Below are 24,393 nucleotides of genomic sequence, written 5' to 3'. Positions count from 1 at the left end.
CCGTAGTGATCCGGCGGAACGGACGGGCGTCACCAAGGGGCGCCCGTCCCTTCCGTCACGCTCTCTGCCCACGATATCCGGAGAGTTACGTTTCGGCACTCTTGGGCATATTTGCTAAGAATCTTGGCTTATGTCTGAATTTTCACGCAAATCTCCTTGTTGGAGGTAGATAAGCGTCGTAGCTTGGGAGTTGTCGTAGCCGGTAACGGTTCGACAGCAAGGAACAAACTTCCTAGGAGGCGAGAATGAGCTTCCGCAAGGTCTTCCCTAGAAGGCGTCACGACGACGACGATTACGACCACGACCACGACCGCCGCAGGCGCCGCCGCAGGAGGCGCGGACGCAGGTATCTGCGCAGGCGTCGTTTCCACTGACTCAACCCTGAGTCCTGACTCAAAAACCTGAGTCCGAGGCAGGCTCGCGTACCGCGCGGGTCCGCCTCGTTGGTGTGAGGGGCCCCCTTCGGCCCCGGCCCACCGTCCGAGCAGCGACGATATGACGTAGCGACCATGCATCTCCGCAGCTCACGCCGGCGCCCGGAGCGCCGTGAAGCGTCGCCTCAACAAGGCACGGAGTCATCTCCTGTTGGACACGGTTCGTCCGTGTCCAAGCAGGACGGCGACGCGTCCGCCCTCCCAGCGGTCGGACCGCGGGCGGCGGCGCAGCCGACCCTGGAGACCGGTGCGGACCGGATCCTCGGGAGCGGCCTCGTGGCGGATGCCCCGATCCGCACCCGGCGGGTGGGGTTCAAGGAATCGGTGCGGCGCTTCTGGCCGCTGACCCGGGGCGACCGGCGCTGGATCCTCATGGTCTGCCTGAGCGCCATCCTGGCCGCGTTCGCGGAGACCGTGGCCATCCTGGTCTTCGCCGAACTCACCGACAACGCTCTGCAGAAGGGCTCGGTCAGCGCCTTCTGGGCACCGGCCGGGCTGTGGCTGGGCGTGGCCGTCGCCGGCGGGATCGTGGGGTATCTGGGCAACTCGCTCGCCGCATGGACGGCCGAGCGCTTCGTGATGCGGCTACGGGCCCGCGTCTTCGCCCACCTCCAGACGCTTCCGCCCCACTTCTTCCAGCGCAATCGCCGCGGTGACCTGGTGGAGCGGATGACCGGCGACGTGGACGCCATCGAAGCGCTGGTGGTCTCCGGCCTGGTCCAGGCGGCCACGGCCGTATTCGGCGTCATCTTCTATGCCGGTGCCGCGTTCTGGCTGCGCTGGGACATGGCCCTGGTCACCTTCGCCCTGGCCCCGCTCTTCTGGATCGCCACCAAACGTTTCACCGGCCGGGTCAAGGAGGTCTCCCGCAGGGAGCGCGCGGCCGACGGCGCCATCACCTCGGTGGTCGAGGAAGGCCTGGTCAACGTCGTCCTGACGCAGGCCTACAACCGGCAGCACGACGAGCAGGAGCGGCTCGGCCGCGAGGCCCGCAGGTGGCTGCGGGCGTCGGTGACCAGCGCCCGCCTCAACGAGCTGTACGAGCAGATCGTCGAGGTCCTGGAAACGCTCTGCGTCCTGGCGATCATCGGCCTGGGCGCGTGGGAGATCTCCACGGGGCGGATGACGCTCGGGGAGCTGCTGGCCTTCGCCGCCTTCGTCGGCTACCTCTACCCGCCGATCCGCGACCTCGGCCAGCTCGGGCTGACGGTCACCGAAGCCACCGCCGGATCCGAGCGGCTGCTGGAGATCCTCGACGCCCGGCCCGCCGTCACCGACCCGGACCCCGCCGTCGTCGTCCCGGCGCCGAACCGCGCGGTCGGCGCGGTGGAAGCGTGCCGGGTGCACTTCCGCTACCCCGGCGGCAAGAACGAGGTCCTCCAGGACTTCTCATTCGGCGCCGTACCCGGGGAACTGGTGGTCATCACCGGCCCCAGCGGCGCGGGCAAGTCGACGCTCGCCGCCCTGCTGCTGCGGTTCTACGACCCGGACGCGGGCAGCATCCGGCTCGACGGCATCCCCGTGAACCGGATGCCGCTCGCCCGGCTCCGCCGCAACATCACGCTGCTGCCCCAGGAGACCCTTGTCCTGCACGACACCGTGGAGGAGAACATCGCCTGCGGGCGCGACCAGGTGACCCACGGCGATGTCGTCCGCGCCGCCCGGGCGGCCGACGCCGAGGTGTTCATCGACGCCCTCCCCGACGGCTATGACACCGTCATCGCGCCCGGCACCTCGCGGCTGTCCGGCGGCCAGCTGCAGCGCGTCGCGATCGCGCGGGCCATGCTGCGCGACGCCCCCGTGCTCATCCTCGACGAGCCCACCACCGGCCTGGACACCCTGGCCACCCAGCGCATCCTCGCGCCACTACGGCGCCTCGCCGAGGGCCGCACCACCATCGTGATCACCCACGATCTGGACCTCGCCATGGACGCCGACCGCATCCTGGTCCTGGACGAGGGACGCCTGGTGGAGTCGGGCACCCACGCCCAACTCCTCGCCGGCAGCGGCCTCTACTCCACGCTGTTTCACACCCACCCCCCGCCTCGCAACGGCTCTCCGCACCCCCTCGCGCACCCCTCAAGCAGTCACTGGCGGTAATCGGCAGGGGTGCCGCGCCCGCGGATGACGTACGGCGTCCGCCCGTGCGCACACCACACTCCCCGCACCCGGCGACCGCGCTCCCTACGCCGATGACCGGCCATACACTCCGTCACCGGCCGCACGGCCCGACGAGGGAACTCGCGCGCCAGGCCGGAACCTGACCGGCATCCACGCGTTTACTCTCCGTATACGAGGCGACGCGGCGCGCCCCAGAAGCGCGAGGTCCGCGTCCCGGGACCAGATGGCTCGGTGAACCAGGAGCGCGCGTGAGCAAGCCAGCCGTAGCGGGGAGTGACAGCGTCGGCGGTGGCCGCCATCTGCGCCGGGTGGTCGGGTTCTGGGGGCTGATGTTCATCTGCCTGGGATCGATCATCGGCTCCGGCTGGCTGCTGGGCGCGCTCACCACCGCCGTCGTCGCCGGCCCCGCCTCGCTGATCTCCTGGGCGCTCGCCTCGGTGATGCTCGCCGTCCTCGCGCTGGCCCACGCGGAGCTGGGTGCCACCTACCCGATCGCGGGCGGCACCGCCCGGTTCCCGTTCTTCGCCTTCGGCCCGCTGGCCGGCTTCTCCGCGGGCTGGATGTCCTGGCTGCGGTCGGTCCTGATCGCGCCCATCCAGGTCGAGGCCACGCTCTCGTACATGGACCGCATCGGCTGGATCCATGACCGGGCGGACCTGCTGCATGCGAACGGCACCCTCACCGCCGCGGGCCTGCTGATCGGCAGCGGCCTCATGCTGATCTTCACGATCATCAACATCCTCGGGGTCCGGCTGCTGGCCGGGATCAACTCGGTCACCGCCGTGGTGAAGACGGTCGTCCCCCTGCTGACCGTCGCGGTCCTGATGACGCTGGCCTTCCACCCCTCGAACTTCACCGCGGGCGGTGGCTTCGCCCCGCACGGGGCGCACGGTGTCTTCGCGGCACTGCCCGCCGGAGTGGTGTTCGCGCTGCTGGGCTTCGAGCAGGCCATCCAGCTGGCCGGTGAGGCACGCGATCCACAGCGCGACATCTCCCGGGCGGTGATCGTCGCCATGGCGATCGCCACCACCCTCTACCTCCTGCTCCAGGTCGCCTTCATCGCCGCCCTGGATCCCGCTGCCCTGACCCGCGGCTGGGACAATCCCGTGGGGGCGGGCAACTTCGGCCCCTACGCCACTCTGGCGGCCGCCGTCGGCGCCGCATGGCTCGCGACCGTCATCTACGTCGACGCCGTCATCTCCCCGGCGGGCACCGGCCTGGTCTACATGGCGGGTGCCGCGCGGCTCTCCTACGCCATGGGCCGCGAGCGGGTCCTGCCCCGGCCCCTCGCCCGGATCGGCCGCAGCCGGGTGCCCGTCGTGTCGACCTTCCTCGCCTTCGTGGTCGGCGAGCTGGCCTTCCTGCCGTTCCCCAGCTGGCAGGCCCTGGTGGGTCTGGTCACCTCGGCAGCGGCCATCATGTACGCGTTCGCGCCGGTGTCCCTGCACGCCCTGCGCGTACGGGACGGCGACCGGAACCGCCCCTACCGGATGCCGTCCGGACCGGTGCTGGCCCCGCTGGGCTTCGTCTTCGCCAACTTGATCTTCTACTGGTCCGGGTACGAGGCGGACTGGAAGCTCGGCATCGCCGCCCTGATCGGCTTCGTCTTCCTCGCGCTCACCCGCCGCGGCATCCCGTCGGGCGAACGCAGCGGACTGCGCGGCAGATCGGCCGCCTGGGTGTGGCCCTGGCTGGGCGGCATGGTCCTCATCGGCTATTTCGGCCGCTACGGCGGCACCGGGGCGCTCCCCGAATGGTGGGACCTGGTGATCGTGATCGTCTTCAGCCTGGCCGTGCACTACACCGCGGTGCGGCTCGCCGTCCCCGCGGAGGCGGTGGACGCGGCCGTACGGCACGAGGAGGAGGGCGAATCCGTGCCCCCACCGCCCGCCGCCTCCGCACGATGACGGCCCAGGGGGAGGGGGCCGCCCCCTACTGGCCGGCGGCGGCCGCCGCGCGCAGCGCCTCGGCGGTGAACTCGTCGAGGGGGTAGAACAGTTCGATCGCCAGCTCCGAGAGCGTCACATCGGCCGGGGCGCCGAACGTGGCCATGGTGCTGAACAGCGACAGCTCGCCGCCCGGGACACGCATTCTCAGCGGCACCTGGATCGGCCCCGGCCGCGCCGCCGCGGCACCGGCCCGGAACGTCTCCTGCTCCGCGGGGGCCGGATAGCGGCACACCTCCTCGTACAGCGCCCGCAGTTGCGCGTCCCCGGTCGCCTGCACCTGGCGCAGCAGCCGCTCCAGGAGCAGGGCGCGGACCTCACCGGCATTGGCCAGCCGGGTGGCCAGCCCGTCGGGGTGCAGGGTCAGCCGGAACACATTCGGCCGCGGCAGCAGCACCTCGGGCGGGATGCCCGACATGAGGACGGACATCGCCCCGTTGCCGGTCACCACGTTCCACCAGCGGTCGACCACGACGGCCGGGTACGGCTCGTGCGCCGTCAGCATCATGTCGAGCGCGGCCCGGATCTGCGCCATCCCCGCGTCATCGAGGTCGCTCTCCCGGTACGCCGGCGCGTAATCGGCGGCCAGCAACAAGGTGTTGCGCTCGCGCAGGGGGACCTCCAGGGCGTCGGCCAGCCGCAGCACCATCGTCCGGCTCGGACGCGAGCGGCCCGTCTCCACACAGGACAGATGGCGGGTGGAGGTGTCCGCCAGCAGCGCGAGATCGAGCTGGCTGAGCCTGCGCCGCCGGCGCCACTCCCGTAACAGGACTCCCACCCGCGGCGACTGATCCACATCCATCTCCGGAGGATAGCCACCCGGAGATCACCACGGCCATGACCTCCCAGGTCATTGAGACCAGGACCCACGCGATGCCACGGTCTACCCCCGGCCGGACCACTCGGCCCGGCCCCACACGGAGGAGACCCCATGGCCACGCCGACCACCCCTGCCCCGACCACTCCTGGTTCGGCTCCCGCCGCCCCGCACCCCGCGGCCGCCCGCGGGGCACAGGACCTGCTGCGCACCGTCCTGCGGATCGACAGCTGGGGCACCGCCGCCTTCGGTGTCGTCCTGCTGGCCGGCGGCAGCGCACTGAGCGGCCCGCTCGGCCTGCCGACCACCTGGTCCGTCCCCTTCGGCATCGCCATGCTCGGCGGCGCCGCGGCCCTCGCCCTCATCGCCGGCTATCCACGCATCCCCGCCCGCCTCACCCAGACCGTCATCGCCGCCAACACCGTCTCCTGCCTCGCCCTCCTCCTGCTCCCCTTCACCGGCGCCCTGCCCCTGACCACCCCGGGAACCGCCTTCCTCCTCATCGGCGCCGTGGTGGTCGCCGTTTTCGCCGCACTGGAATACCGGGGGTATTGCCGTGGGGGGACGGTGGGGTAGGGGCCTGGCACTCCCCACGTCGTTCTGGCAATGCGGGCGTCCGCGTTACGCCTCGGCCTTCCCACTCGCCACGGAGAAGGCCGAGGCGGCACCTGGGACCGCTCCGGCCGTTGGGAACCCGCGCCCGAAAGAGAGTTCATTCGTTCGATCAATACGGGGCGGCTCAGGGGCGTAACAAGCCATATGCCGCCTGCTCACTTGCCTTCTCGTGGCCCGACGGCAGCATGGGCAGGCCAGTTGAAAGGGCGCGATGCGCGCAGTGTGAAGCAGGCGGGGGTTTGGATGAAGCATGCGTGGCCGCACTCCACTTTCCTCGGACGGCTGCGGAGCAGCACCTTGGAAGACCTCATGAGCCTGGGGACCCCGATGGTGTACCCCGCTCATCGGCAGCTGCTCCAGCAGGGTGACGAGAGCCGGCATGTCCTCTTGCTCACTCGTGGTGTGGCCAAGGTCGTCGCCAGCTCGGAGAGCGGCTACGAGATGCTGCTGGCCATACGCGTAGGCGGTGATCTGGTGGGGGAGATGGCGGCCTTCGAGGACCAGCCCCGCTCCGGCACCGTGATCGCCTGCAGTGAGGTGACCGCGCGCATCATTCAGGTCAATGCGCTGGAGGGCTTCCTCGCCCGCCACCCGGACGCGATGAGGGCCATGCTGGCCATGCTGTGCGCGCGGCTGCGGTGGGCCAATCGCCGTCGTATCGATTTCCGCGCATATGACTCGCTCACGAGGCTCGCACGGGTGCTTGCGGAATTGAGCCAGGCGTATGGAGACCATGTGCCGGACGGCAGCGTAAAGCGGCAGGTACTCGACGTCACGCTCAATCAGGCGGAACTCGCCTCACTCGCCGGACTCGCCCTGCCGACGACGGAGAAGGCCCTTGCATCGCTTTCCAAGCTCGGACTGGTGGAACGCAGTTATCGAAAGATAACCGTCTGTGACGCGCCGAAACTGCTTGTGTTCGCCAAAGTCTTTGCGGAAAACCCATATTGATACGGGATCAGCTCTCGAACGTCCTTCTAGCCTCTCGGGCAGCACTTCGCGGGGAAGTGCCGTCAGAGAGAGGAATGGCCGGGTGGCCGAGTGGTCCGGGTTCTACCCCTGCACATGCATCGCCGTTGACGCGCAGGCGTACGGAGGCAACAACGATCGAAGGCAGTCCGAAATCCAGCACGACCTGCCGCGGATTCTCTCCCGTGCAGCCAGGGGCACCGGACTGGACCGGTCGCAGTGGCACATCCAGCCCAAGGGGGACGAGGAACTGGCCGTCCACCCCATGGACGGCACGGAGCCACGGCTGGTCGACGACTTCGTACGGCATCTCGTGTCCGAGTTGCGTGAGTACAACGAACTGCGGGTCCCCACCGGCCGGATGAGGCTCCGGGCCGCCATCCACCACGGACCGGTGGAGCTGGCCGACAACGGGTTCGCCGGATCGACGGTGGTGACCACCGCCCGGCTGCTCAGCTCCCGCCACCTCTATGACGCCCTGCAGGCGAACGGCGATGCCGACCTCGCGCTGCTGCTGTCCGACGACGTCTACCGGTCCACGGTGGCCGGCGGCCACACCACCCTGTCCACCGCGGACTTCCGGTCCGTCACCGTCCGGGAAAAGGAGTACGAGGCCGCCGCCTGGCTCCAGGTCCCCGGGCACGACGTGCGCGGGTCCGGTGCCGAGGGTCCCGCGCCGGCTCGACCGCATGCGCCCGCCGCCGGAGGCTCCGGCGAGGACTCCGCGGTGCGCCACGACTACCGGGCCGAGCAGATCAGCGTCAACAACTTCACCGCACCGGTCGACCTGCGCGGCGGCGTCGTCGGTTTCGGGAGTGCCGGTGGCTGACGACGCCGAGGTCCCGGACCTCAGCGAAGCTCCTGTCCCCGGCCCTGAGGACGATCTCCCCCAGGGGCAGCAGGAGGACTCCGCTCCGGCGGACCGGACGGACGCCGAGGGCGGCCCACCGCCCCGCGCCGAGTGCGACGAACGTGAGGAGGACGGCAAGGGATACGACGACCTGCGGCGTGTCCTGGGCCAGCGGGTCTACAACAACTTCTACGGGACCGTGGACGCCTCCGGAGCGGCCTTCGGCTTCGGTGCGGCCGCCGCTCCTGGTCTGGCTCCGGGTTCCGTGGGGCCCGATGAGGTGGACCGGGCGCTGCGGTTCTACCTCCCGCCCCAGCCGTGCTTCCACGACGCGCTCAGCAAACTCCGCGCGGAGCACCTCGTGGTCCTGGCCGGTCCGGACAGCACCGGACGTGGAGCAGGGGCGTTCGCGCTGCTGCGGGAGGTGAGGGGCGAGCGCACCGGGCTGCGGAGCCTTTCCCCCGCCAACTCGCTTGCCGAACTTGCCACATCGAGCGCCCTCAAGGCCGGACAGGCCTATGTGATCCTCGACTACGTCGGTGAGATGAACGTCGACGCCGTGCAGGCCTTCGAGATCCGCCGGCTGGGCGAGGAGCTGCGCCGCAAGGGCTCGTATCTGGTGCTCACGGCGCCCGAGGCCACCCGGCGGCGACTGGCACTGCAGGACCACTGTGTGCCGTGGCAGGCGCCGGACCCACTGGAGCTGTTCGACCACGCCAGACAACTGCAACCGCCGGCGGACATCCCCCCGGACGTCCTGGCCGAGCTGCTGGAGCGGGTGGCCGACCTGCGCCGCCCGGCAGACGTCGTCGCCGCGGTCACCGGACTCGCCGACGGCCCCGATGCCGCGCTGAAGACGCTGCGTGACAGCGACAAGGCGCTGGTCCGGAACTGGTTCCGGGAGGAACCGTCCGCCGGCGACCTGCTGCCGCTGGCAGCGCTCGCCTTCCTGGAAGGCATACCCGAGCGCAACTTCGAGATGGCGTCCGTCCTCCTCGGCATCCACGTGCGGGACTGGGAGCAGACCGGGGAGATACCTGCCGCCGAGCCGGACGCCACGGCGACGACGGCGCTGCGCGGAGTGACCTTCGAGCAGACCCGCGCCCGGTGGAAGGAGCGGGCCACCGGGCTCGTGCGCACCGAGCGGCGGCCCGGCCCGGGACAGGACCCCAGCCGCAGCGAACGGCGCCTCGTCTTCGCCTCCCCGCGGATCCGCGCCCTGGTCATCGGCGAACTGCACGACCTGTACGGATACGAACTCTGGTACCCGCTGCGGCAGTGGCTGAGCCAGCTGTCGAGGAGCGTGGACCTGGATATCCGCACCGAGGTGGCCCGTGGAGTGGCGCTGTACGCCCGGCACGCGCTCGCCGAGGTGGACGAGAACCTCCTCCAGGTGTGGGCCGACGGTCTCGCCGCCCAGCGGGTGACCACCGCTCTCACCCTCCAGTTCATGTGCGACGACGAGCATCTGGCTCCCCAGGCCCTGAACCTGTCGCTGAGCTGGGCGGACAACCGGGGCCCTGCCCGTGCCGTCACGACAGCCATGGCGCTGACCGGAACCCTCGGCTCCCTCTACCGCCTCGAAGCTCTCAACTGGCTCTGGTTCCTGACGAACCGCGGTGAGCGCATGGCGTCCGCCGCCCGCCGCTCGCTGGTCCTGCTGCTGCAGACCGCCGAGCAGGAGCCCGAGCGCGCCCTGTTCACCCTTCGGTATGTGCGCACCCGGATCGCCGAGACCGCTCAGCGGTCCAAAGCCCGGTCCCTTGCCCTGCGGACGACCGTCCAACTGCTGGAGGCCGAACGGCTGGAGGGCCCCGGCACGCTCGCGGCGGCACTGCTCCGGGACACCCCGGGGAGCGCACGCCATCTGGGCCTGCTGTGGGTGAGCGTGCTGCTCAGTGTCTGCCGTCGCGGGGCCGTCCGCGCCCTGTGCCAAACCCTGGCGGCGCTGCGTGACGACCCCTCGGCCGCCGAAGCCGTACGGGCCCTCGGCAAGGCGATGCGCGACGGGATGACGCCCCGCCAGTGGCAAGCGTTGGGCAACGACCTGCCCAACGCCCTGCGGCATCCCGATTACGCGATCCCGGGCACCCGCCGGCTGGCGCAGGTGCTCCTCGGGTCGCTGCGGAGCTAGCCGGCGGCCGCCGGCCGTCCCTGCTCCCTCACTTTCCTTTCCGTTCAAGGAGGTTGAAGCAAGTGAACTACCCCGTAGTCGGCGAGCACGTGCTGGGCGCCGTCCAGGGCAACTGGTGGTCGCGGCGACGACGCCGCGATGACGTCCCCTCGCTGCCGCCCGGCGCGACCTACGTCTTCAGGGTCGGCGGCAACTACCGCCAGTTCCCCGAGGGAATGGTGTTCGACCCGTCCCACGCCGATGTGCTCGACGCCTCGTCCGTCAGCCTGGTGGACACCAGGGCACGCATGGTCGAGGTCGAGCGCACCGTCCCGTCGGTGAGCGAGGCCGACCACTTCACGGTCCGAGCCTCCTTCGCCTGCCAGGTCACCGACCCCACGGTCGTCGCCCGGCAGGGCATCATCGATGTGACCGTCCCGCTGCGGGCCTATCTGGCGGGCGACAGCGAGCTGCCCCGGGTGAGCGCCGGTCATCGCGTGGAAGAGGTCAACGCGGTGCGCCGCGAGGTGAGCCACCGCATGACCGCCTACAGCGCGATCGTGACGCCGCGCGTCGCGGGCATGAGCGTCGAGTTCGTCAGCGCCGAGGTGCACGCCTCGGACGATCTGCGGAACTGGGAGCAGAAGCTGCGCGACGAACGCCGTTCGCAGGAACTCCGCCGGGGCCAGCGTGACTTCGAGACACAGGACACCCAGCGGATCGCCGAGCTGCTCTCCCAGGGCTCCGACTACGCGGACGCCTTCGGGATCGCCAGGAACCGCATCGACGTGGCCCAGGCCGCGGCACGGATCCATCGGACCACGGACGAGGAATCGGCCCGGCGCGACCGGGCCGCCGAAGAGGACCGGGCACACACCCGCGCGCGCGAGACCGCGGACGCGCAGATGCGGCGCGACATGGTGCTCACCCTGCTGCGGCAGATGGGCCAGACCGAGGACTACGTCGACTACCACCAAGTGCTCGAACAGGTACTGCGGGACAGCGGTGGACCGGCCGTCCCGGCGGTGGAGTCCGGACCGGGACGCCCCGGGCCCGACGCGCCCAGGCGCCTGAACAGTGGCACCGACCGCCCGCACGACGGCTTCGTCAAGGATGAGGACGATCTTCTTGACTGACTCCCCGACCACCGACCGGGCCCTTTCCGAACGATTCGACCTCGCCCGGCGGCTGCGTGTCCTGACCGGCGTCGACGAGAGCCTCCTCGACAGGGTCGGCTACGAACGGAACCGGTACACGGCTCTCGGCGGTGTGGTGCTCGGCACCTCCGTCATCGCGGCGTTCTCCATGTGGAACTTCGCGACCGAGGCACTGGGCAGGGCATCCTTCCTCGCCGTCATCCCGACGGTGATCTGGATGCTCTTCATCCTCAACCTGGACCGCTGGCTGGTCACCCCCCAGCCGAACACGCGGCGCCGGGTCGGTCCGCTGCTGCTGCGGCTGATGATCGCCTTGGTACTCGGTGCCGTGGTCGCCGAGCCGCTGGTGCTGCGCATCTTTGCGACGGCCGTGGAGGAGCGCATCGCGGACGAGCGGAACGGGGATCTCGACCGGCTGCGCGGGAACCTGCTGCGCTGCAACCCCGTGCCGTCCGCGACCGAGGCCGCGTCGCCCGCGGGCTGCGGCCGGTATGTGCTGTCCTTCGGCGCCACGCCCGGTGGGCAGTCCGATGAACTCTCGTCACTGCGCTCGGAGTCCGCCGTGCTCCAGAAGCGGGTGGACCGGGACAGCGACAAGCTGGAGGGCCTCCGTACGGAGGTGCGCAACGAGTGCCGGCAACTGATCCGTAACGCCTCCACGGGGTGGCTCCAGCGCACATCCGAATGCCTGCGGTTGCGCGAGAGGGAGAGGGACTACCGGGCCACTCACCGCACCGACGAGAACGAGCGACGGCTGGCCGCCATGCACGGTCGCATCGCAAAGATGGAAGGCAAACTGACCACTTCCCGCGGCACCTTCCTCCAGGCTCGTGCGGAAGGCATCGAGCGGCGCCTCGCCAAGGAGCGGGCGAAGCAGAAGGAGATCGGCGTCCTGGAGCGGATGGGGGCGCTGGACGGGCTCGCGAGCGGCAACACGGTGCTGTTCGCCGGTATATGGCTGGTGCGGGCGCTGTTCGTGCTCCTCGACGCGCTTCCGGTGCTGGTGAAGTTCCTGAGCGGGGAGAGCGCCTACGACCGGATGCTCACCAGCGAGAGCAACAGTGCCGTCAAGATCCACGGTGAGCAGGTGCGGCTCACCGAACGCCGGGCCATGGCGGACATCGAAATCGCCCAGGAAGCCATCGAGCAGGAGGTCCGGCGCAGCCGGGCCGAGTCCGAGGCCGCCCACCGCGAGCTCGTGGCGGCGGTGAACATCCGGCTGCGGAAGGCGGTGAACGGACTGGAGGAGGAGCTCCGACGCACCTCGGAAGTCTGACGACGATCCGAGCACGGACGGAGCGACGTACGGCCGCCCCGGATTGCCCGGGGCGGTCCCTGGGCCTCCAGGAGGGAGAGGACATGTCCACCCGCAGACGAGACGCAACGGACGGTCACGGCGGAGAACTCATCCGCACCCTGATATCCGAGACCCGTGAGGAGCTGCAGAAGGCGGACAGCAAGGCGGGAATGATGCTGACCGCCCTGGGAGTGGCGCTGACCGCACTGCTCGGCGCGATCAGCGCCGGCGGCATCGCACCACAGCGCTACGGTCCGGTGCCGCAGGCGCTCTTCTGGACGGGCTGTGCGGCCTGGGTACCCGCTCTCGTCATGCTCGGACTGGCTGTGGCGCCACGCGCCGGAAAGCCACAGCGGCTGCGCGCGCACTACTTCGGGGACGCGACCGTGACGGCCTCCGTCCGGCTGCTGGCAGCCGTCGTACAGCGGACCGATCCGGAGGACCGTGACCTGAACCAGTTCGTGACGCTGTCCCGGACCGTGTGGGTCAAGTACCGCTGCATACGTCACGGCATGGCCTGGGGCGCCGTATTCGTTGTGCTCACGTCGTTGGGACTGCTGACGGGGGCCTCGGCCTGACAGCCGGCGGACGCGAAGAGGGCCGGGGCCGTCGAGCGGGCCGGCCCTCTTCCGACGGAGACCACGACATCCGCGCCGTGGCCGCAAGCCGCGGAACGAGAGAGCATGGAAGGGCATGGAACCGAGGTCACCTGCGGGCACCGGGCCCGCACCCCGCGTCGCGCGGGAGGTGGAGGTCGATGTTGTGCTGGTACGGCCGTCATGGCGGCGGGTGGTCCTGGCTCGCGATGTCGGTCAGCCTGTTCCTTTTCCTGGCGCTGCTCTTCGTCATCGCGCTGCTGATCGTCCGCGCCCTGGGCCGCTCGGGCCCCGGCCACGACGCGCACCAGGGCACCCGCCGCGCACCCGGCCCCGAACAGATTCTCGCGGAGCGGTACGCACGCGGTGAGATCGACGAGGAGGAGTACCGACGACGGCTGGCCACCCTCCGCGGCGCCCCACCGGGCGGCCCCTCGCCCTGAGGGGGCGGACGGCGGGGCCGGTCAGCGAGGAGGCCTGGTCGGTGGGGAGGCCTGGCGGCGGGGTCCACTCCCATCCGGGGCATGGCCCCCGCCGCTGACGCCTGACCGCCGCCCGTCGTCCGCGAAAGACTCGACGGACAACGGTCAGGCGGGGTTACGGCCTACCTCCGGTGGTTACGGCCGACGGCCGACGGCCGTATGGACTCGCCCTGCCTTCGGCGCTCAGCCCTTCCCCAGCAGCTTGTTCATCCGCACGATCTCCGCGTTCTGGGCCTTGATGACGGCGTCCGCCAGAGTCTTCGCGGGGCCGTGAGCACCCTTCTTCTTCTCGGTGCCCGCCATCTCCACCGCGCCCTGGTGGTGCTCGACCATCATCTCCATGAAGGCCGTGTCGAAGTCCTTGCCCGACTTCTTCTTGAGCGCCTCCATCTCCTTCGTGCTCATCATTCCGGCCATGCCGGAGTGGGCGGAGTGGTCCATGCCGGGCATCTCCTCCGGCACCTGCTCACCCCAGGCCGTCAGCCACCCGGACATGGTCTTGATCTCCGGGTCCTGGGCTTGCTCGATCTTGGTGGCGAGCTCCTTCACCTGGCTCGACGAGGCTCGGGTCGCAGCCAGGCCGGCCATCTCCACGGCCTGCCGGTGGTGCGGAATCATCCCCTTCGCGAACGCCACATCGGCCGCATTGTGCGCGCCGGCCGAGGCCGAGGCGCCGGGCGAAGAAGCGGACTTCGACGGGGAGCGGTGAGCGGAGTGGCTGCCGCTGTCATTGCCGCCGCAGGCGGCCAGCAGCACCGCGGAGGCGGCGGTGGCGGCCACGAGTGCGAGGCGGCGCGTGGACGGACGGGTGGGATTCATTCGGTGAACTCCTGGAAAGCAGCGGTATCGGAACATGCCGGACGGCGGCACCGCGCCCTTGAGCGGGGCGCTGTGCCGTCGGGGTGTTCCTAGATCCGCAGGAGTTGCAGTTCGGCCAGAGAGGGCGGTGCTCGCCCGCCGTCCCTCTTCATCGGTTCGCCGACGCCTGCCCCCTCGGCGGGCTGTACGCGGCTGCCGAGGGAGGGAGTCAGGGCCGGGGGCGCGGGTGGCCCGTGGAGTGCGGCGGACGCACAGGTCGGGTCCGCGTGATGGACGTGCCCGGTGCCGCCGCAGTCACCATCCGGGCAGTGCGCATGGGCCTTGGCCACCACGGACATGCGGTGATCGTGCGCGGAAGAGGGCGCGGCAGCGACGGGACCGAGTCCGTGCATGCCCAGCAGCCCTGCCAGCAGCCCGAGCACGCACAGCACACGCCACCGCCGGGCGGCGGGCCGTGGTGGTACGTACGGGCGGCTGGGCATCACGCCTTCATGCTAGGCAGTGGGGGAAGGCCGCCAACGGGCGGCTCCCGCAAGGGGATCGGCCAAGCCCCTCAATCCCACCCGGGCAACGAAATTCGGTCAGATGCGACGAACCCGTGCAGCGATCCCATGTCCCAGCAGCAGGTATAGCCCAGCAGGCAGACCGTAATTGAGGAAAACCCGCACACCTTCGCTGTCCATGGTGAAGATGTCCTGCGACCACCAAGCGAGCGCGTCGGCCACTCCATGGACAAATTCGACGAATACGTTTCCCTGGTTCGCTTCGAGCAGGTACAGCAGGATCCACAGGCCCAGGAAGCCGGCGGCCACATCCCCGATCGTATGAATGAACAGCGCGGCCCGATTTGCGCCGACACCGGACCGGTTGCGGTCATAGGTGCCATAGCCGTCATAGGAGTTATTTGTGGGTATGGGTTCGTGGGCATTGTTCATGCCTTCTTGTTTGCCTGGGACGAGTGCGCGAAACCACACTCATGCCTGCGATTCGATAACCACTCGGCATCATTGGCGACCGCTCATTTTCTCGCGCCCAGTGCGCCGCACATCATCGGCTGCTTTCCTTCTGCGAGTGATCCGGCGTCGCGCTGGTTTCCGTACCGGACAACGGGAGTTGGCGTGGCGCCGGGCGCGATGAACTACCCCGGCGCCACGGTCAGAGGCCCTACTGCACGTCGACGTGGTCGCCCGTCGCCGCGACAGCGGGCGTGGTCGAGGTGCCGGCGAAGTTCCAGCGCCAGTAGCCGTCCACGGACGCGGTGGCCGTGGTCCTCAGGTCACCGGTGCTGGAGGTGTTCACCGTCTTGACGGTGGTGTACGTGCTGGTGCCCGCCTTGCGGAACTGGAGCTTGACCGGCTGGACGGTGTAGCCCGCGTAGACATCGGTGTCCCAGTTCGCCCGGCTGAGCTTGCCGGTGACCGTGAGGGTCTTGCCCTTGACCACCGGTCCGGGCTCGCGTTGACGGTCAGCTTGGAGAACCGCTGGATGCGGGTGCTCGTGTAGGCATCCCGCTGGACCCGGCTGTCGTCGTTGGCCCATACCTGGACGCCGACCTTCCAGGCTCCGGCGTCCGCGTTCGTGAGCCACCCGTCCGGTTCGAAGGTGAACGTCTTCGAGCAGGTGGAGGTGGTCGCGCCGGAGGCGACGCAGTCCGCGGGAGTGGTGTCCTCATTCGGCTTGATGTAGTCGGCAGGGTTGTCGGGGTCGGTGCCGCGCCACAGGTGGAAATCCGCGTCCCAGATGCCCGACGGATCGGTGGCGGTCACCAAAACCGTGATCGTCTTGTCGGCGAGGCCGACAGTGATGTCCTTGCCCCCATTGACGGTGACTCCCGTGATCTGAATGTCGCCGACGGTCTCGTCCGCATACGCGGACGGGACGATGAATCCGCCCGCCGCGGTGATCCCGGCGAGCACAGCGAAGATTGCGCGCTTGCGCATAAATCTCCCCACATATGAAGATGCGCCCGCCGGATGCATGACACGGCGGGCGAATGAGGGGCTAACTGTAAACAGCTGAACATCCCTGCACAACAGCTGGTTGATCACGCTGATTCGTTACGCATGGCCGCCGTTGTCGGACCCTGTGGCCTTTCACGACAGGCATCCGGGGTATAGCGCTCCGTACGGGACGAATAGAGACAGGCAGGGCCACGCCGGCAGGTCCGGCAGGCAGATCCAAGCGGGGCGTCGTTCCCTGCGGGGCCCGGCCGACGGAGCTTCGGTTGTCGCTGGTCAGCGGGGTATCGAGGCGCAGTGGTGACATGGGTCGGGTGACTCGCTCACGCCCTCCGGAGCCCGGGTGGATCAGAGGCGCGGTCTGCATGGTGGCGACGCCGCGTCCACGCCGACCTACTGGCTAGCAGTCTTTGCACTCCTTGAGTCCCGCGATCGCCAGCGCGCGCTCCTCAGGGTGCTCGTCGGCTCCGGGCAGGGCGAGCGCGGTCGGAACTGCTCTCGTGCCTCGGCGACGCGGCCTGCCGCGGAGTAGGTGCGGCCCAGCCGGTAACGGATGTCCATCTCCAGCCGGTCGCAGTTGGGTTCAGTGAGTGGGGACAGCGTCCGGTGCTGGGAGAGAGCCTGGTGGTGGAGGGCCGCCGCGGCGCTCAGGTTTCCCTCTCCATGCTCTGCCGTGCCCAGCCGGGTCAGGACGATCGCGTGCATGAGTACGTCCCCGACTCGCTGAGCCAGGTCCGCCGCTTGGCGGTAAAGGATCTTGGCCTCAGCGTACTGGCCGAGGTCGAGGTGGACGCCGGCGGCGTTGCCCGAGGCCATGCTGATCATGCGAGGTCTGCCGTTCTTCTCGGCGTGGGCGCGGGCGGCGGCGAAGCAGGCCAACGCCTCCTCGCATCGCCTCTGGCTGTGGTGGACGGCGCCGAGTACGCAGAGCCCCATCGCGGCGAGCCAGTGGTCGTCGAGCCGCTGAGCCAGCTCAACTGCCTCGGTGAGACGGGGAATTGCCCGCTCGGCCCGGCCCGAATTCAGGTCGGCGGCCCCCAGCCCGGCCAGGGCCCGCGCCTCTTCGCGCCGGTCCGCGCGGTGGCGGCTGAGGTGAAGCGCCTCGGTGAACCAGGCGTGCCCTTGGAGGATGCGGCCCTGATAGATGTCGGTGATGCCCATGCAGTTCCGCAGTGCGGGGGCCATCCGCCGGTCGGTGGCCTCGTCCGCGTGCGCGAGCGCGATCTCCAGGGCTGTTCGGCACTCGTGGTAACGGCCCCGGCGTACGAAGTAGTCGCTCAGGGCCTCGGCGATCCAGCACGCGTAGTCGGCCTCGCCGAGCGCTGCGGCGTGCCCGACGACGTCGACGAGCTCTCCGCTCGCCGCGTCCAGCCAGCCGCCGGCGTCCTTCCAGTCCGCGAACGGCGCTCCGGCGGGTTGCGGCCCGGTGGGGAAACCGCCTTGGCCCCAGTCGCTGGTGATCCGGCCCGCGTCCAGATAGAGGCGGAGTACGGCTGTACGGGCCGCGCCGGCTTCGGCGGGGGCGGCTTCCGCGAGCCGCCGCGCGTGCACCCGAACCAGGTCGTGCAAGCGGTAGCGGCCCGGACGAGTCTGCTGCAGCAGACTCGCGTCGACCAGGCTTTCCAGGGTCTGCTCGGCGTTGCGGGACGAGCAACCCAGCATGGCCGCTGATGTCAGCGGGTTGAACTCGACCGTCGGCGACAGGCCCAGGGTACGGAATCCGCGCTGCTGCGCCGGCGCGAGCTGGTCGTACGACAGCCGGAAGGCCGCCTCCACGCTGCGATCCCCGGCACTCAGCTCGCCGAGGCGGCGCTCGTCGCCCGCCATCCGGGCCACCAGGTACGCCAGCGTCCAGGCAGGGCGGGTCTGCAGCCGTGCCCCGGCGATGCGCAGCGCCAGCGGCAGCCCGTCGCACAGCCGGACCAGCTCACGCGTCGCCTCCGGCTCCCGGTCCGCGCGCTCCTCCCCGACGATGTGCCTGAGCAGGGAGCGCCCATCGCCTGTCTCCAGGGGCTCCAGCGTGACTCGTCGATCGGTGTCCAGTCCGGCCAGCTGCCGCCGGCCGGCCACCAGCACCATGCTGCCCGGCCCGGCGGGCACCAGCGGCCGTATCTGCTGCGCGCTCAGCACATCGTCGAGCACGAGGAGCAGCCGCAGCGAGCTGGTCGCGGCCCGCCAGGCCGCGGTGAGTTCGTCGAGGTCGTCAGGCACCTCGCTGTCGGCTGCGCCGACCGAGCGCAGCAACCGCCGCAGCACTCGCTGCGGCGGTTGCCTCTGCCGTTCCGTGCTGTGCGCGCGCAGGTCCACGAACAGGCAGCCGTCCGGGTAGTGGACGCGCAGCGCACCGGCCGCGTGGACGACGAGCGCGGTCTTGCCGACGCCGGCCGTGCCGTCCACCGCCACGATCGACACGGATTCGGGCGGCGAGGACGCGGCCAGCAGCGCCAGTTCGCGCTCCCGCCCGATGAGGCGGCCGGTGTCGCCCGGCAGTTCGTTGACCGCGCGGCGGGGCCGGGGCCGGTCCGGCGGAGCGGCAGAGCGCGCCACCGCCGGACCGAGGAGCTGCTCGTCATCCCGGCGCAGCACCGCCTGGTGCACCCGACGGAGTTCCTCGCCGGGATCGACCCCGAGCTGGTCGCGCAGCCGCTCGCGCATGTCCTCATAGGCGCTCAGCGCGGCCACTTGGCGTCCGATGCCGTACAGGGCACGCATCCTCAGCGCTGTCAGCGACTCGTCGTACGGATCGGACTCGGGCAGAGCGGACACAGCGGCGAGGTCGTCCAGGGCATCGGCGGACCGGCCGAGAAGAACCAGACACTCAAGCCTCTCCCGCTGAAGTGTGCGCTGGCGCTGCGACAGCCGCTGCCGCTCGCCCTGCGCGAACGGCCCCGGCAGCCCGGCCAGGGGCTCGCCTCGAAACAGGGTGAGCGCCTCGGTGAACCGGTCCATTGCGGTGGCCAGGTCACCGGATGCCCTCGCGCGCTGTGCCTCACCGACCCGCTCGGCCAGCTCCGCCACATCGAGCCGCACTCCGTCGCCGACGAAGCTGTACCCGCCCCGGCCACTGCGGATCACCGACCCTGTCCGTCCGGCGCCCTCCGCGTCGAGCGCCTTCCGCAGCGGGTAGACGTAGCTCGGCAGTACCCGGCGACCGGACCTCGGCGGCTGTCCACCCCACACGCCGACGAGCAGCTGCTCCTGGCTGACCAGCGGGCCCGGACGCAGCACCAGCGCGGCCAGCACCGCCTGCCGCCGAACCGGCCCCAGGTCCAGCGGCGTCCCGTCACGCCAGGCCCGCACCGGCCCGAGCACCGCGATCCGAAGCCGCTGATGCGATCCCCCGTCCATCCCGAAGCCTCCGCTCCCCCGCATCATCGAGATTTCATCGGCATTTCAGCGCCTCCCGCAAGGGTTGGCAAGTCACCACCGAGAACCGCTGGGAAGCAAGGGAACGGCGAGAGAGGGAAGGCACCGGGCGCGGGCTCGGCCGGCTCCACGGCACCCGCCACGGGGGAACTCACCATGACGTACCCGAGTGTTCCGCAGCAAGCGATCCGTTCGTGCAACTTCCCGACCAGGAGGTCAGATTGAGCGAGCACCTCTCCACCCGCAGGAGTGTTCTGAAGGCCGTCGGCGGAATCTCCGCGGCGATGGCTCTTGGCGGCGCAGGCGTCCTTGCGACGGCGTCGCCGGCCAGTGCGGCCAGTGCGGCCGACGACGGCTTCGGGCTGACCATCAAGGACCGCAACGAGGCCGACCCCCGCATGTGGTACTACCGGTTCGCGACCGACGCGGTCGAATGGGACCCCGCCGTCAACGTCCTGCTCCCTGACGACTACCACACCAGCGGCCGCACCTACCCCGTCCTCTACCTGTTCCACGGCGGCGGTACCGACCAGGACTTCATGACCTGGGACCGGCTGCCGGAGGGAGGCATCCGCGCCTGGACCGCCGGCAAGCCGATCATCGTCGTGATGCCCGACGGCGGACACGCGGGCTGGTACTCCAACCCGGTCAACTCCAATACCGGCCCCCGGAATTGGGAGACCTTCCATATCGACCAGTTGCTCCGGTGGATCGACGCGAACTTCCGGACGTACGCCGAGTACGACGGCCGCGCCGTCGGCGGGTTCTCGATGGGTGGCTTCGGCGCGCTGAAGTACGCAGCCAAGTACTACGGCCACTTCGCCTCGGTGAGCGCCCACTCCGGCCCGCCCAGCCTGCGCCGCGACCTCAGCGTGGTCGCCCATTGGGCCAACGTGTCCTCCGCGGCCCTGGACCTGGGCGGCGGCACGATCTACGGCGAGCCGTTCGACGAGGCCAGGGTCAGCGCCGACAACCCCATGGAGCACATCGAGAGCTACCGCAACAAGCGGGTCTTCATGGTCGCCGGCACCAGTCCCGTCCCGGTCGACCCGTTCGACTTGCTCAACGAGACCGAAGTGCTGGCCGGCCAGCGGGAGTTCCGAGCCCGCCTCGACCAAGCCGGTATCCCGCACGAGTGGCACGAGGAGCCCGGCGGACACTTCGTCCGCCCCGAGATGGCCATCCGCGACATCGACGGCATCATCGCCCGACTCCGTCAGGCGTAGAGCCGGCCACGCACAGACGTATGGCCACGCCCTCCGGGGCGGGCAGACGGACGAGAGCGGGGGCGCCCCCGACAGCGTCGGCAGCAGCCCACTCGGCCTCAACCGAGACGGAACACGACGAAGGCCCCGGCCGGTTTCCCGGTCGGGGCCTTCGTTCAGCCCGGTGAGGCCGGGCGGAGGATACGAGTAGCTGTGGAGTTACGTCGCGGCCGGTACTGAGCAGCCTGCGGGCGACCGCGCAGAGGGGCGGAAGCCGGTCAGCCGGCGAAGCCCGGGACCACCAGGCCGGACTCGTACGCGATCACCACCGCATGGGTCCGGTTCTGCGCGCCGAGCTTGGTCAGCACGTTTCCGACGTGGGTCTTGACCGTCTCCAGGCTCACCGTGAGGGACTCCGCGATCTCCGGATTGGAGAGCCCGGTGGCCATCAGGCGCAGCACCTCCTCCTCCCGGCCGGTCAGGGCGGAGTGCGGCAGGGCCTCGGCGGAGCCCAGCGGGCGGGCGGCGACCATGCGGCCCAGTGCGGCCGGGAAGAGGACCGCTTCGCCCGCCGCCACCACCCGGACCGCCTCAGCGATCTGACGGACCGGGAGGCGCTTGAGGACGAAGCCGCTGGCGCCCGCGCTGAGGGCGGCGGTGACGTAGCCGTCGTTCTCGAAGGTGGTGATCACCACGACCTTCGGCGGGTCGGCCGCTTCGGCCAGCAGTTGGCGGGTGGCCTCGATCCCGTTGCGACGCGGCATCCGCACGTCCATCAGGACCACGTCCGGCCGCAGGCTCTGCGCCCGTTCGACCGCCTCGACGCCGTCGGCGGCCTCGCCGACCACCGTGATGCCCGGCTGTGCGGCGAGCAGCATGCGCAGGCCGCTGCGGGTCACCTCCTCGTCGTCCGCGATCAGGAGGGTGACGGCGGGGCTGGTGACGGGGGGAAGGGGCATGCCTTCGCCCGCGTCGGATCCACTCACGCCGACACCCGTACCGGCAGCCGGAGGGCCATACCTTCGCCCGCGTCGGATCCACTCACGCCGGCAGCCGGACGGCCAGCCGCCAGTGCTGCGTCCCGTCCGGGCCGGCCTGGAACTCACCGTGCAGCAGCCGGACACGCTCGGCCAGTCCGGGCAGACCGTGGCCGGAGGTCGGGAAGGCCCCCGGGCCCGGGCCCGTCCGTACCCCGGTCCGGTTGACCACCGTGAGATCCAGTCCGCCCGGCCCGGCCGCCACCCGGGCCACGATCGGGCCGCCCGCCCCGTGGCGCAGCGCGTTCGTCAGCCCTTCCTGGAGGATCCGGTACGCCGCCCGGGAGAGCGTCCCCTGCACCTGCGCCAGGTCGCCCGACAGCTCCGGTTCCACCACCGCGCCCGCGTGCCGCAGGCGGTCCAGCAGCTCGGGGAGGTCGGCCAGGGTCCGGGTCGGCGCCGTCCCCGACTGGTCCTCGCGCAGCACTCCGAGCACGTAGTCCAGGTCCTCCAGCGCGGCCCGCGTCGACTCCTCGATGCTGCGCATGGCGGCCCGCGCCGTCGCCGGGTCGGCGGAGAGCGCCTCGCCCGCCACCGCCGCCTGGATGGTGGCCGCCGTCAGCGTGTGCCCGATCGAGTCGTGCAACTCGTGGGCAATCCGGTTGCGTTCGGCCAGCAGCTGTTCCCGCTCGGCGGCCAGCGCGAGCCGTTCGGCCGCCGACGGCCCCAGCAGCCGTGGCGCCGCCCACCGCAGGGCCTTCGTCACCAGTACGCAGATGGCTACCGCCAGCAGGATGCATACGGCCGCCACCACCCAGCTCCACCCGCCCGACACCCGGACCGACGTACCGAACAGACTCGCCCGCGCCTCGGCGCCGAGCCAGTTCCCCGGCAGGGAGAGGCCCATGATGAACAGCACCCCGCTCGCCAGCGCCCCCGTCCAACCGACGGCCACGTGCAGCACCAGCCAGAGCGGGGTCCGCCAGCGGTCGAGGCCGAGTGAACCGGAGGGCCGGAGACCGGCCACCGGATTCGGCAGCGGCACCCGCAGCAGCCGGCGGGCCGACACGACCAGCGCCCGTCGTACGGGGCGCGCCAGGCCGACCACGCCGACCAGTACCGCCCAGACCAGCAGGACCAGGACGATCTGCACGCTCTCGGAAGCGGATCGCCACGACAGCGCCGGCAACAGGGCGAAAGGCAGCAGCGGAAGGCTCGCCAGCGCGCCGCAATAGGCGAACAGCACACCCGCATACGTGGAGCCGCGCAGCAGCGGCCGAATTCCCCTGATCATGGGCGCCAGTATCGTCGGGCAGCCCCCCGGCAGCCTCCCCCGATCGGGGGAGCGATTTCTCCCGCCTTCCCGCGATGCGGTCAGCGGGCCCTGGAAACCAGGATCGTGCCTCGACCAAACGATTCCCCAGGAGTTGACTTATGCGTGCTCAGACCCGGCAGGGCCTTCGTTCCTCGACCCGGCAGCAGGGCGGCAGACGGCGACGAGCCGTGTCGGCCGCGGTCGCGGTGGCCATCGGCTTCATGACGCCGGGCGCCCTCGCCCCGCCCGCCGCCTCCGCCTCGGATTCTGCCGCCTCCGCTGCTGCCGCCGCCAGGCCGGACGCCGTCCAGCAGGCCCTGAACACGCTGGTGCGCGACGACGGGGTGCCCGCCGCGCTGGCGAGCGTCCAGGACCGGAACGGCCGCATCCGTACCTACACCGCAGGAGTGGGCGACCTGACCACCGGCTCGAAGGTGCCCAGGGACGGCCAGGTACGGATCGGCAGCAACACCAAGGCGTTCACGGCGGTCGTGGTCCTGCAACTGGTCGGCGAAGGGAAGATCGGCCTCGACGCCACCGTCGACACCTACCTGCCCGGCCTCGTCCGCGGAAAGGGGATCGACGGGCGCCGCATCACCGTCCGCCAGCTCCTCCAGCACACCAGCGGACTCCCCGAGTACGGCATCCACGTCGACGACGACGAGATCAGGAACCGGTACTTCGAGCCCCGCGAGCTGCTCGACATCGCCCTCCGGTACAAGGCCGACGCGGCTCCGGGGACGACGTGGGGGTACAGCAACACCAACTACGTCCTGGCCGGCCTGATCGTCCAGAAGGTCACCGGCCGCCCCCTCGCCGAGGAGATGGACCGGCGCATCATCAAGCGCATCGGGCTGCGCCACACCTACTTCCCCACCCCCGGCGAGATGACCATCCGAGAGCCGCACCCCCACGGTTACCACCGCAACCCGGCGAACACACCGCTGCGCGACTTCACGGAGATGGACCCCTCCGCAGGCTGGGCCGCAGGCCAGTTGATCTCCACCAACTCCGACCTCAACCGCTTCTTCACCGCGCTCCTCGCCGGCCGCCTCCTCCCGGCGGCCCAGCTCGCCGAGATGCGCACGACCGTCCCCGCCGGGACCTCCGGCCTCCGCTACGGGCTGGGGCTCACGAGCAGGCCGCTGTCGTGCGGCGGCGTCTACTGGGGCCACGGCGGCGACATCGCGGGGTACGAGACCCGGGGCGGTGTCACCGACGACGGCCGCGCCGCCAACGTCGCGGTCACCAACATTCCGACGGACGAGGCAGCCACGCAGCACGTGAAGGACGCCGTGGACAGGGCCCTGTGCGGCTGAATCACGCACCCGGCAACCCGGCAAACCCGAACAACGG

General features: G+C 70.4%; 19 protein-coding genes and 1 pseudogene. 12 read left to right on the top strand and 8 right to left on the bottom strand.

Annotation, left to right across the window (positions count from 1 at the left end; all coding sequences use genetic code 11):
• The first annotated feature begins 602 nt into the window (after positions 1-602).
• Together SLV14N_RS18710 and SLV14N_RS18705 are read left to right on the top strand one after the other, a co-directional pair.
• Entirely contained in the window at positions 603-2,534 is a 1,932-nt protein-coding gene (locus SLV14N_RS18710; RefSeq protein WP_263270245.1) for an ABC transporter ATP-binding protein, read from the top strand.
• Between the two features lie 269 nt (positions 2,535-2,803).
• Positions 2,804-4,462, top strand: coding sequence for an APC family permease (locus SLV14N_RS18705; protein ID WP_208682095.1), 1,659 nt, complete (start codon positions 2,804-2,806; stop codon positions 4,460-4,462).
• A 25-nt stretch (positions 4,463-4,487) separates the two neighbouring features.
• Here SLV14N_RS18705 and SLV14N_RS18700 read toward each other — a convergent pair whose 3' ends face one another.
• Positions 4,488-5,303, bottom strand: a complete 816-nt coding sequence (locus SLV14N_RS18700; protein WP_263270244.1) for a helix-turn-helix domain-containing protein — start codon at positions 5,301-5,303, stop codon at positions 4,488-4,490.
• A gap of 129 nt (positions 5,304-5,432) precedes the next feature.
• Between SLV14N_RS18700 and SLV14N_RS18695 the strand changes: the two genes are divergently transcribed.
• The 8 genes from SLV14N_RS18695 (at position 5,433) to SLV14N_RS18660 (ending at position 13,358) form a co-directional block, all read left to right on the top strand.
• Complete coding sequence (locus tag SLV14N_RS18695) at positions 5,433-5,894, top strand: hypothetical protein (RefSeq protein WP_259670406.1); 462 nt, start codon at positions 5,433-5,435, stop codon at positions 5,892-5,894.
• Positions 5,895-6,176: 282 nt separating this feature from the next.
• Entirely contained in the window at positions 6,177-6,884 is a 708-nt protein-coding gene (locus SLV14N_RS18690; RefSeq protein ID WP_208682092.1) for a Crp/Fnr family transcriptional regulator, read from the top strand.
• Positions 6,885-6,966: 82 nt separating this feature from the next.
• Positions 6,967-7,731, top strand: a complete 765-nt coding sequence (locus SLV14N_RS18685; RefSeq protein WP_263270243.1) for a hypothetical protein — start codon at positions 6,967-6,969, stop codon at positions 7,729-7,731.
• On the top strand, positions 7,724-9,886 hold the full coding sequence (locus SLV14N_RS18680; protein WP_263270242.1) for a hypothetical protein: 2,163 nt from the start codon (positions 7,724-7,726) through the stop codon (positions 9,884-9,886). The genes SLV14N_RS18685 and SLV14N_RS18680 overlap by 8 nt, the downstream gene beginning before the upstream one ends.
• A gap of 62 nt (positions 9,887-9,948) precedes the next feature.
• Positions 9,949-11,001 carry a hypothetical protein gene (locus SLV14N_RS18675; RefSeq protein ID WP_208682086.1) on the top strand — a complete coding sequence of 351 codons (1,053 nt, stop codon included), beginning with the start codon at positions 9,949-9,951 and terminating at the stop codon, positions 10,999-11,001.
• Complete coding sequence (locus SLV14N_RS18670; protein WP_208682085.1) at positions 10,994-12,298, top strand: DUF4407 domain-containing protein; 1,305 nt, start codon at positions 10,994-10,996, stop codon at positions 12,296-12,298. The genes SLV14N_RS18675 and SLV14N_RS18670 overlap by 8 nt, the downstream gene beginning before the upstream one ends.
• Before the next feature lie 83 nt (positions 12,299-12,381).
• Positions 12,382-12,897, top strand: a complete 516-nt coding sequence (locus tag SLV14N_RS18665; protein WP_208682083.1) for a Pycsar system effector family protein — start codon at positions 12,382-12,384, stop codon at positions 12,895-12,897.
• Between the two features lie 179 nt (positions 12,898-13,076).
• Positions 13,077-13,358: an SHOCT domain-containing protein gene (locus SLV14N_RS18660; protein WP_208682081.1), complete on the top strand. Its 282-nt coding sequence runs from the start codon at positions 13,077-13,079 to the stop codon at positions 13,356-13,358.
• A gap of 222 nt (positions 13,359-13,580) precedes the next feature.
• Here the strand turns inward: SLV14N_RS18660 and SLV14N_RS18655 are convergent, their stop codons facing one another.
• The 5 genes and pseudogenes from SLV14N_RS18655 to SLV14N_RS18635 all read right to left on the bottom strand — a co-directional run bounded on the left by SLV14N_RS18655 (position 13,581) and on the right by SLV14N_RS18635 (position 19,522).
• Positions 13,581-14,216, bottom strand: a complete 636-nt coding sequence (locus SLV14N_RS18655) for a DUF305 domain-containing protein (RefSeq protein ID WP_263270241.1) — start codon at positions 14,214-14,216, stop codon at positions 13,581-13,583.
• Between the two features lie 89 nt (positions 14,217-14,305).
• A complete protein-coding gene (locus tag SLV14N_RS18650; RefSeq protein WP_208687966.1) occupies positions 14,306-14,698 on the bottom strand; it encodes a DUF6153 family protein in 393 nt (130 codons plus the stop codon).
• Positions 14,699-14,797: 99 nt separating this feature from the next.
• Positions 14,798-15,151 carry a hypothetical protein gene (locus SLV14N_RS18645; protein ID WP_259670405.1) on the bottom strand — a complete coding sequence of 118 codons (354 nt, stop codon included), beginning with the start codon at positions 15,149-15,151 and terminating at the stop codon, positions 14,798-14,800.
• Positions 15,152-15,380: 229 nt separating this feature from the next.
• Positions 15,381-16,156, bottom strand: a pseudogene (locus SLV14N_RS18640) (calcium-binding protein).
• A 411-nt stretch (positions 16,157-16,567) separates the two neighbouring features.
• Complete coding sequence (locus SLV14N_RS18635; RefSeq protein WP_263270240.1) at positions 16,568-19,522, bottom strand: AfsR/SARP family transcriptional regulator; 2,955 nt, start codon at positions 19,520-19,522, stop codon at positions 16,568-16,570.
• A gap of 239 nt (positions 19,523-19,761) precedes the next feature.
• Here SLV14N_RS18635 and SLV14N_RS18630 point away from each other — a divergent pair, with 239 nt between their 5' ends.
• On the top strand, positions 19,762-20,766 hold the full coding sequence (locus SLV14N_RS18630; RefSeq protein WP_259670403.1) for an alpha/beta hydrolase family protein: 1,005 nt from the start codon (positions 19,762-19,764) through the stop codon (positions 20,764-20,766).
• A gap of 257 nt (positions 20,767-21,023) precedes the next feature.
• Here the strand turns inward: SLV14N_RS18630 and SLV14N_RS18625 are convergent, their stop codons facing one another.
• Together SLV14N_RS18625 and SLV14N_RS18620 are read right to left on the bottom strand one after the other, a co-directional pair.
• Positions 21,024-21,704 carry a response regulator transcription factor gene (locus SLV14N_RS18625; protein WP_263270239.1) on the bottom strand — a complete coding sequence of 227 codons (681 nt, stop codon included), beginning with the start codon at positions 21,702-21,704 and terminating at the stop codon, positions 21,024-21,026.
• Positions 21,705-21,786: 82 nt separating this feature from the next.
• Complete coding sequence (locus SLV14N_RS18620) at positions 21,787-23,016, bottom strand: sensor histidine kinase (protein ID WP_263270238.1); 1,230 nt, start codon at positions 23,014-23,016, stop codon at positions 21,787-21,789.
• 140 nt (positions 23,017-23,156) lie between these two features.
• Here SLV14N_RS18620 and SLV14N_RS18615 point away from each other — a divergent pair, with 140 nt between their 5' ends.
• Positions 23,157-24,356: a serine hydrolase gene (locus tag SLV14N_RS18615; protein ID WP_263270237.1), complete on the top strand. Its 1,200-nt coding sequence runs from the start codon at positions 23,157-23,159 to the stop codon at positions 24,354-24,356.
• Positions 24,357-24,393 lie beyond the last annotated feature (37 nt).

It is taken from the genome of Streptomyces sp. Je 1-4 4N24, assembly GCF_026239515.1.
GTDB lineage: Bacteria > Actinomycetota > Actinomycetes > Streptomycetales > Streptomycetaceae > Streptomyces > Streptomyces nigrescens.
Note: the sequence above shows the minus strand (reverse complement) of the source record. Positions and strands in the feature narration are given on the sequence as shown.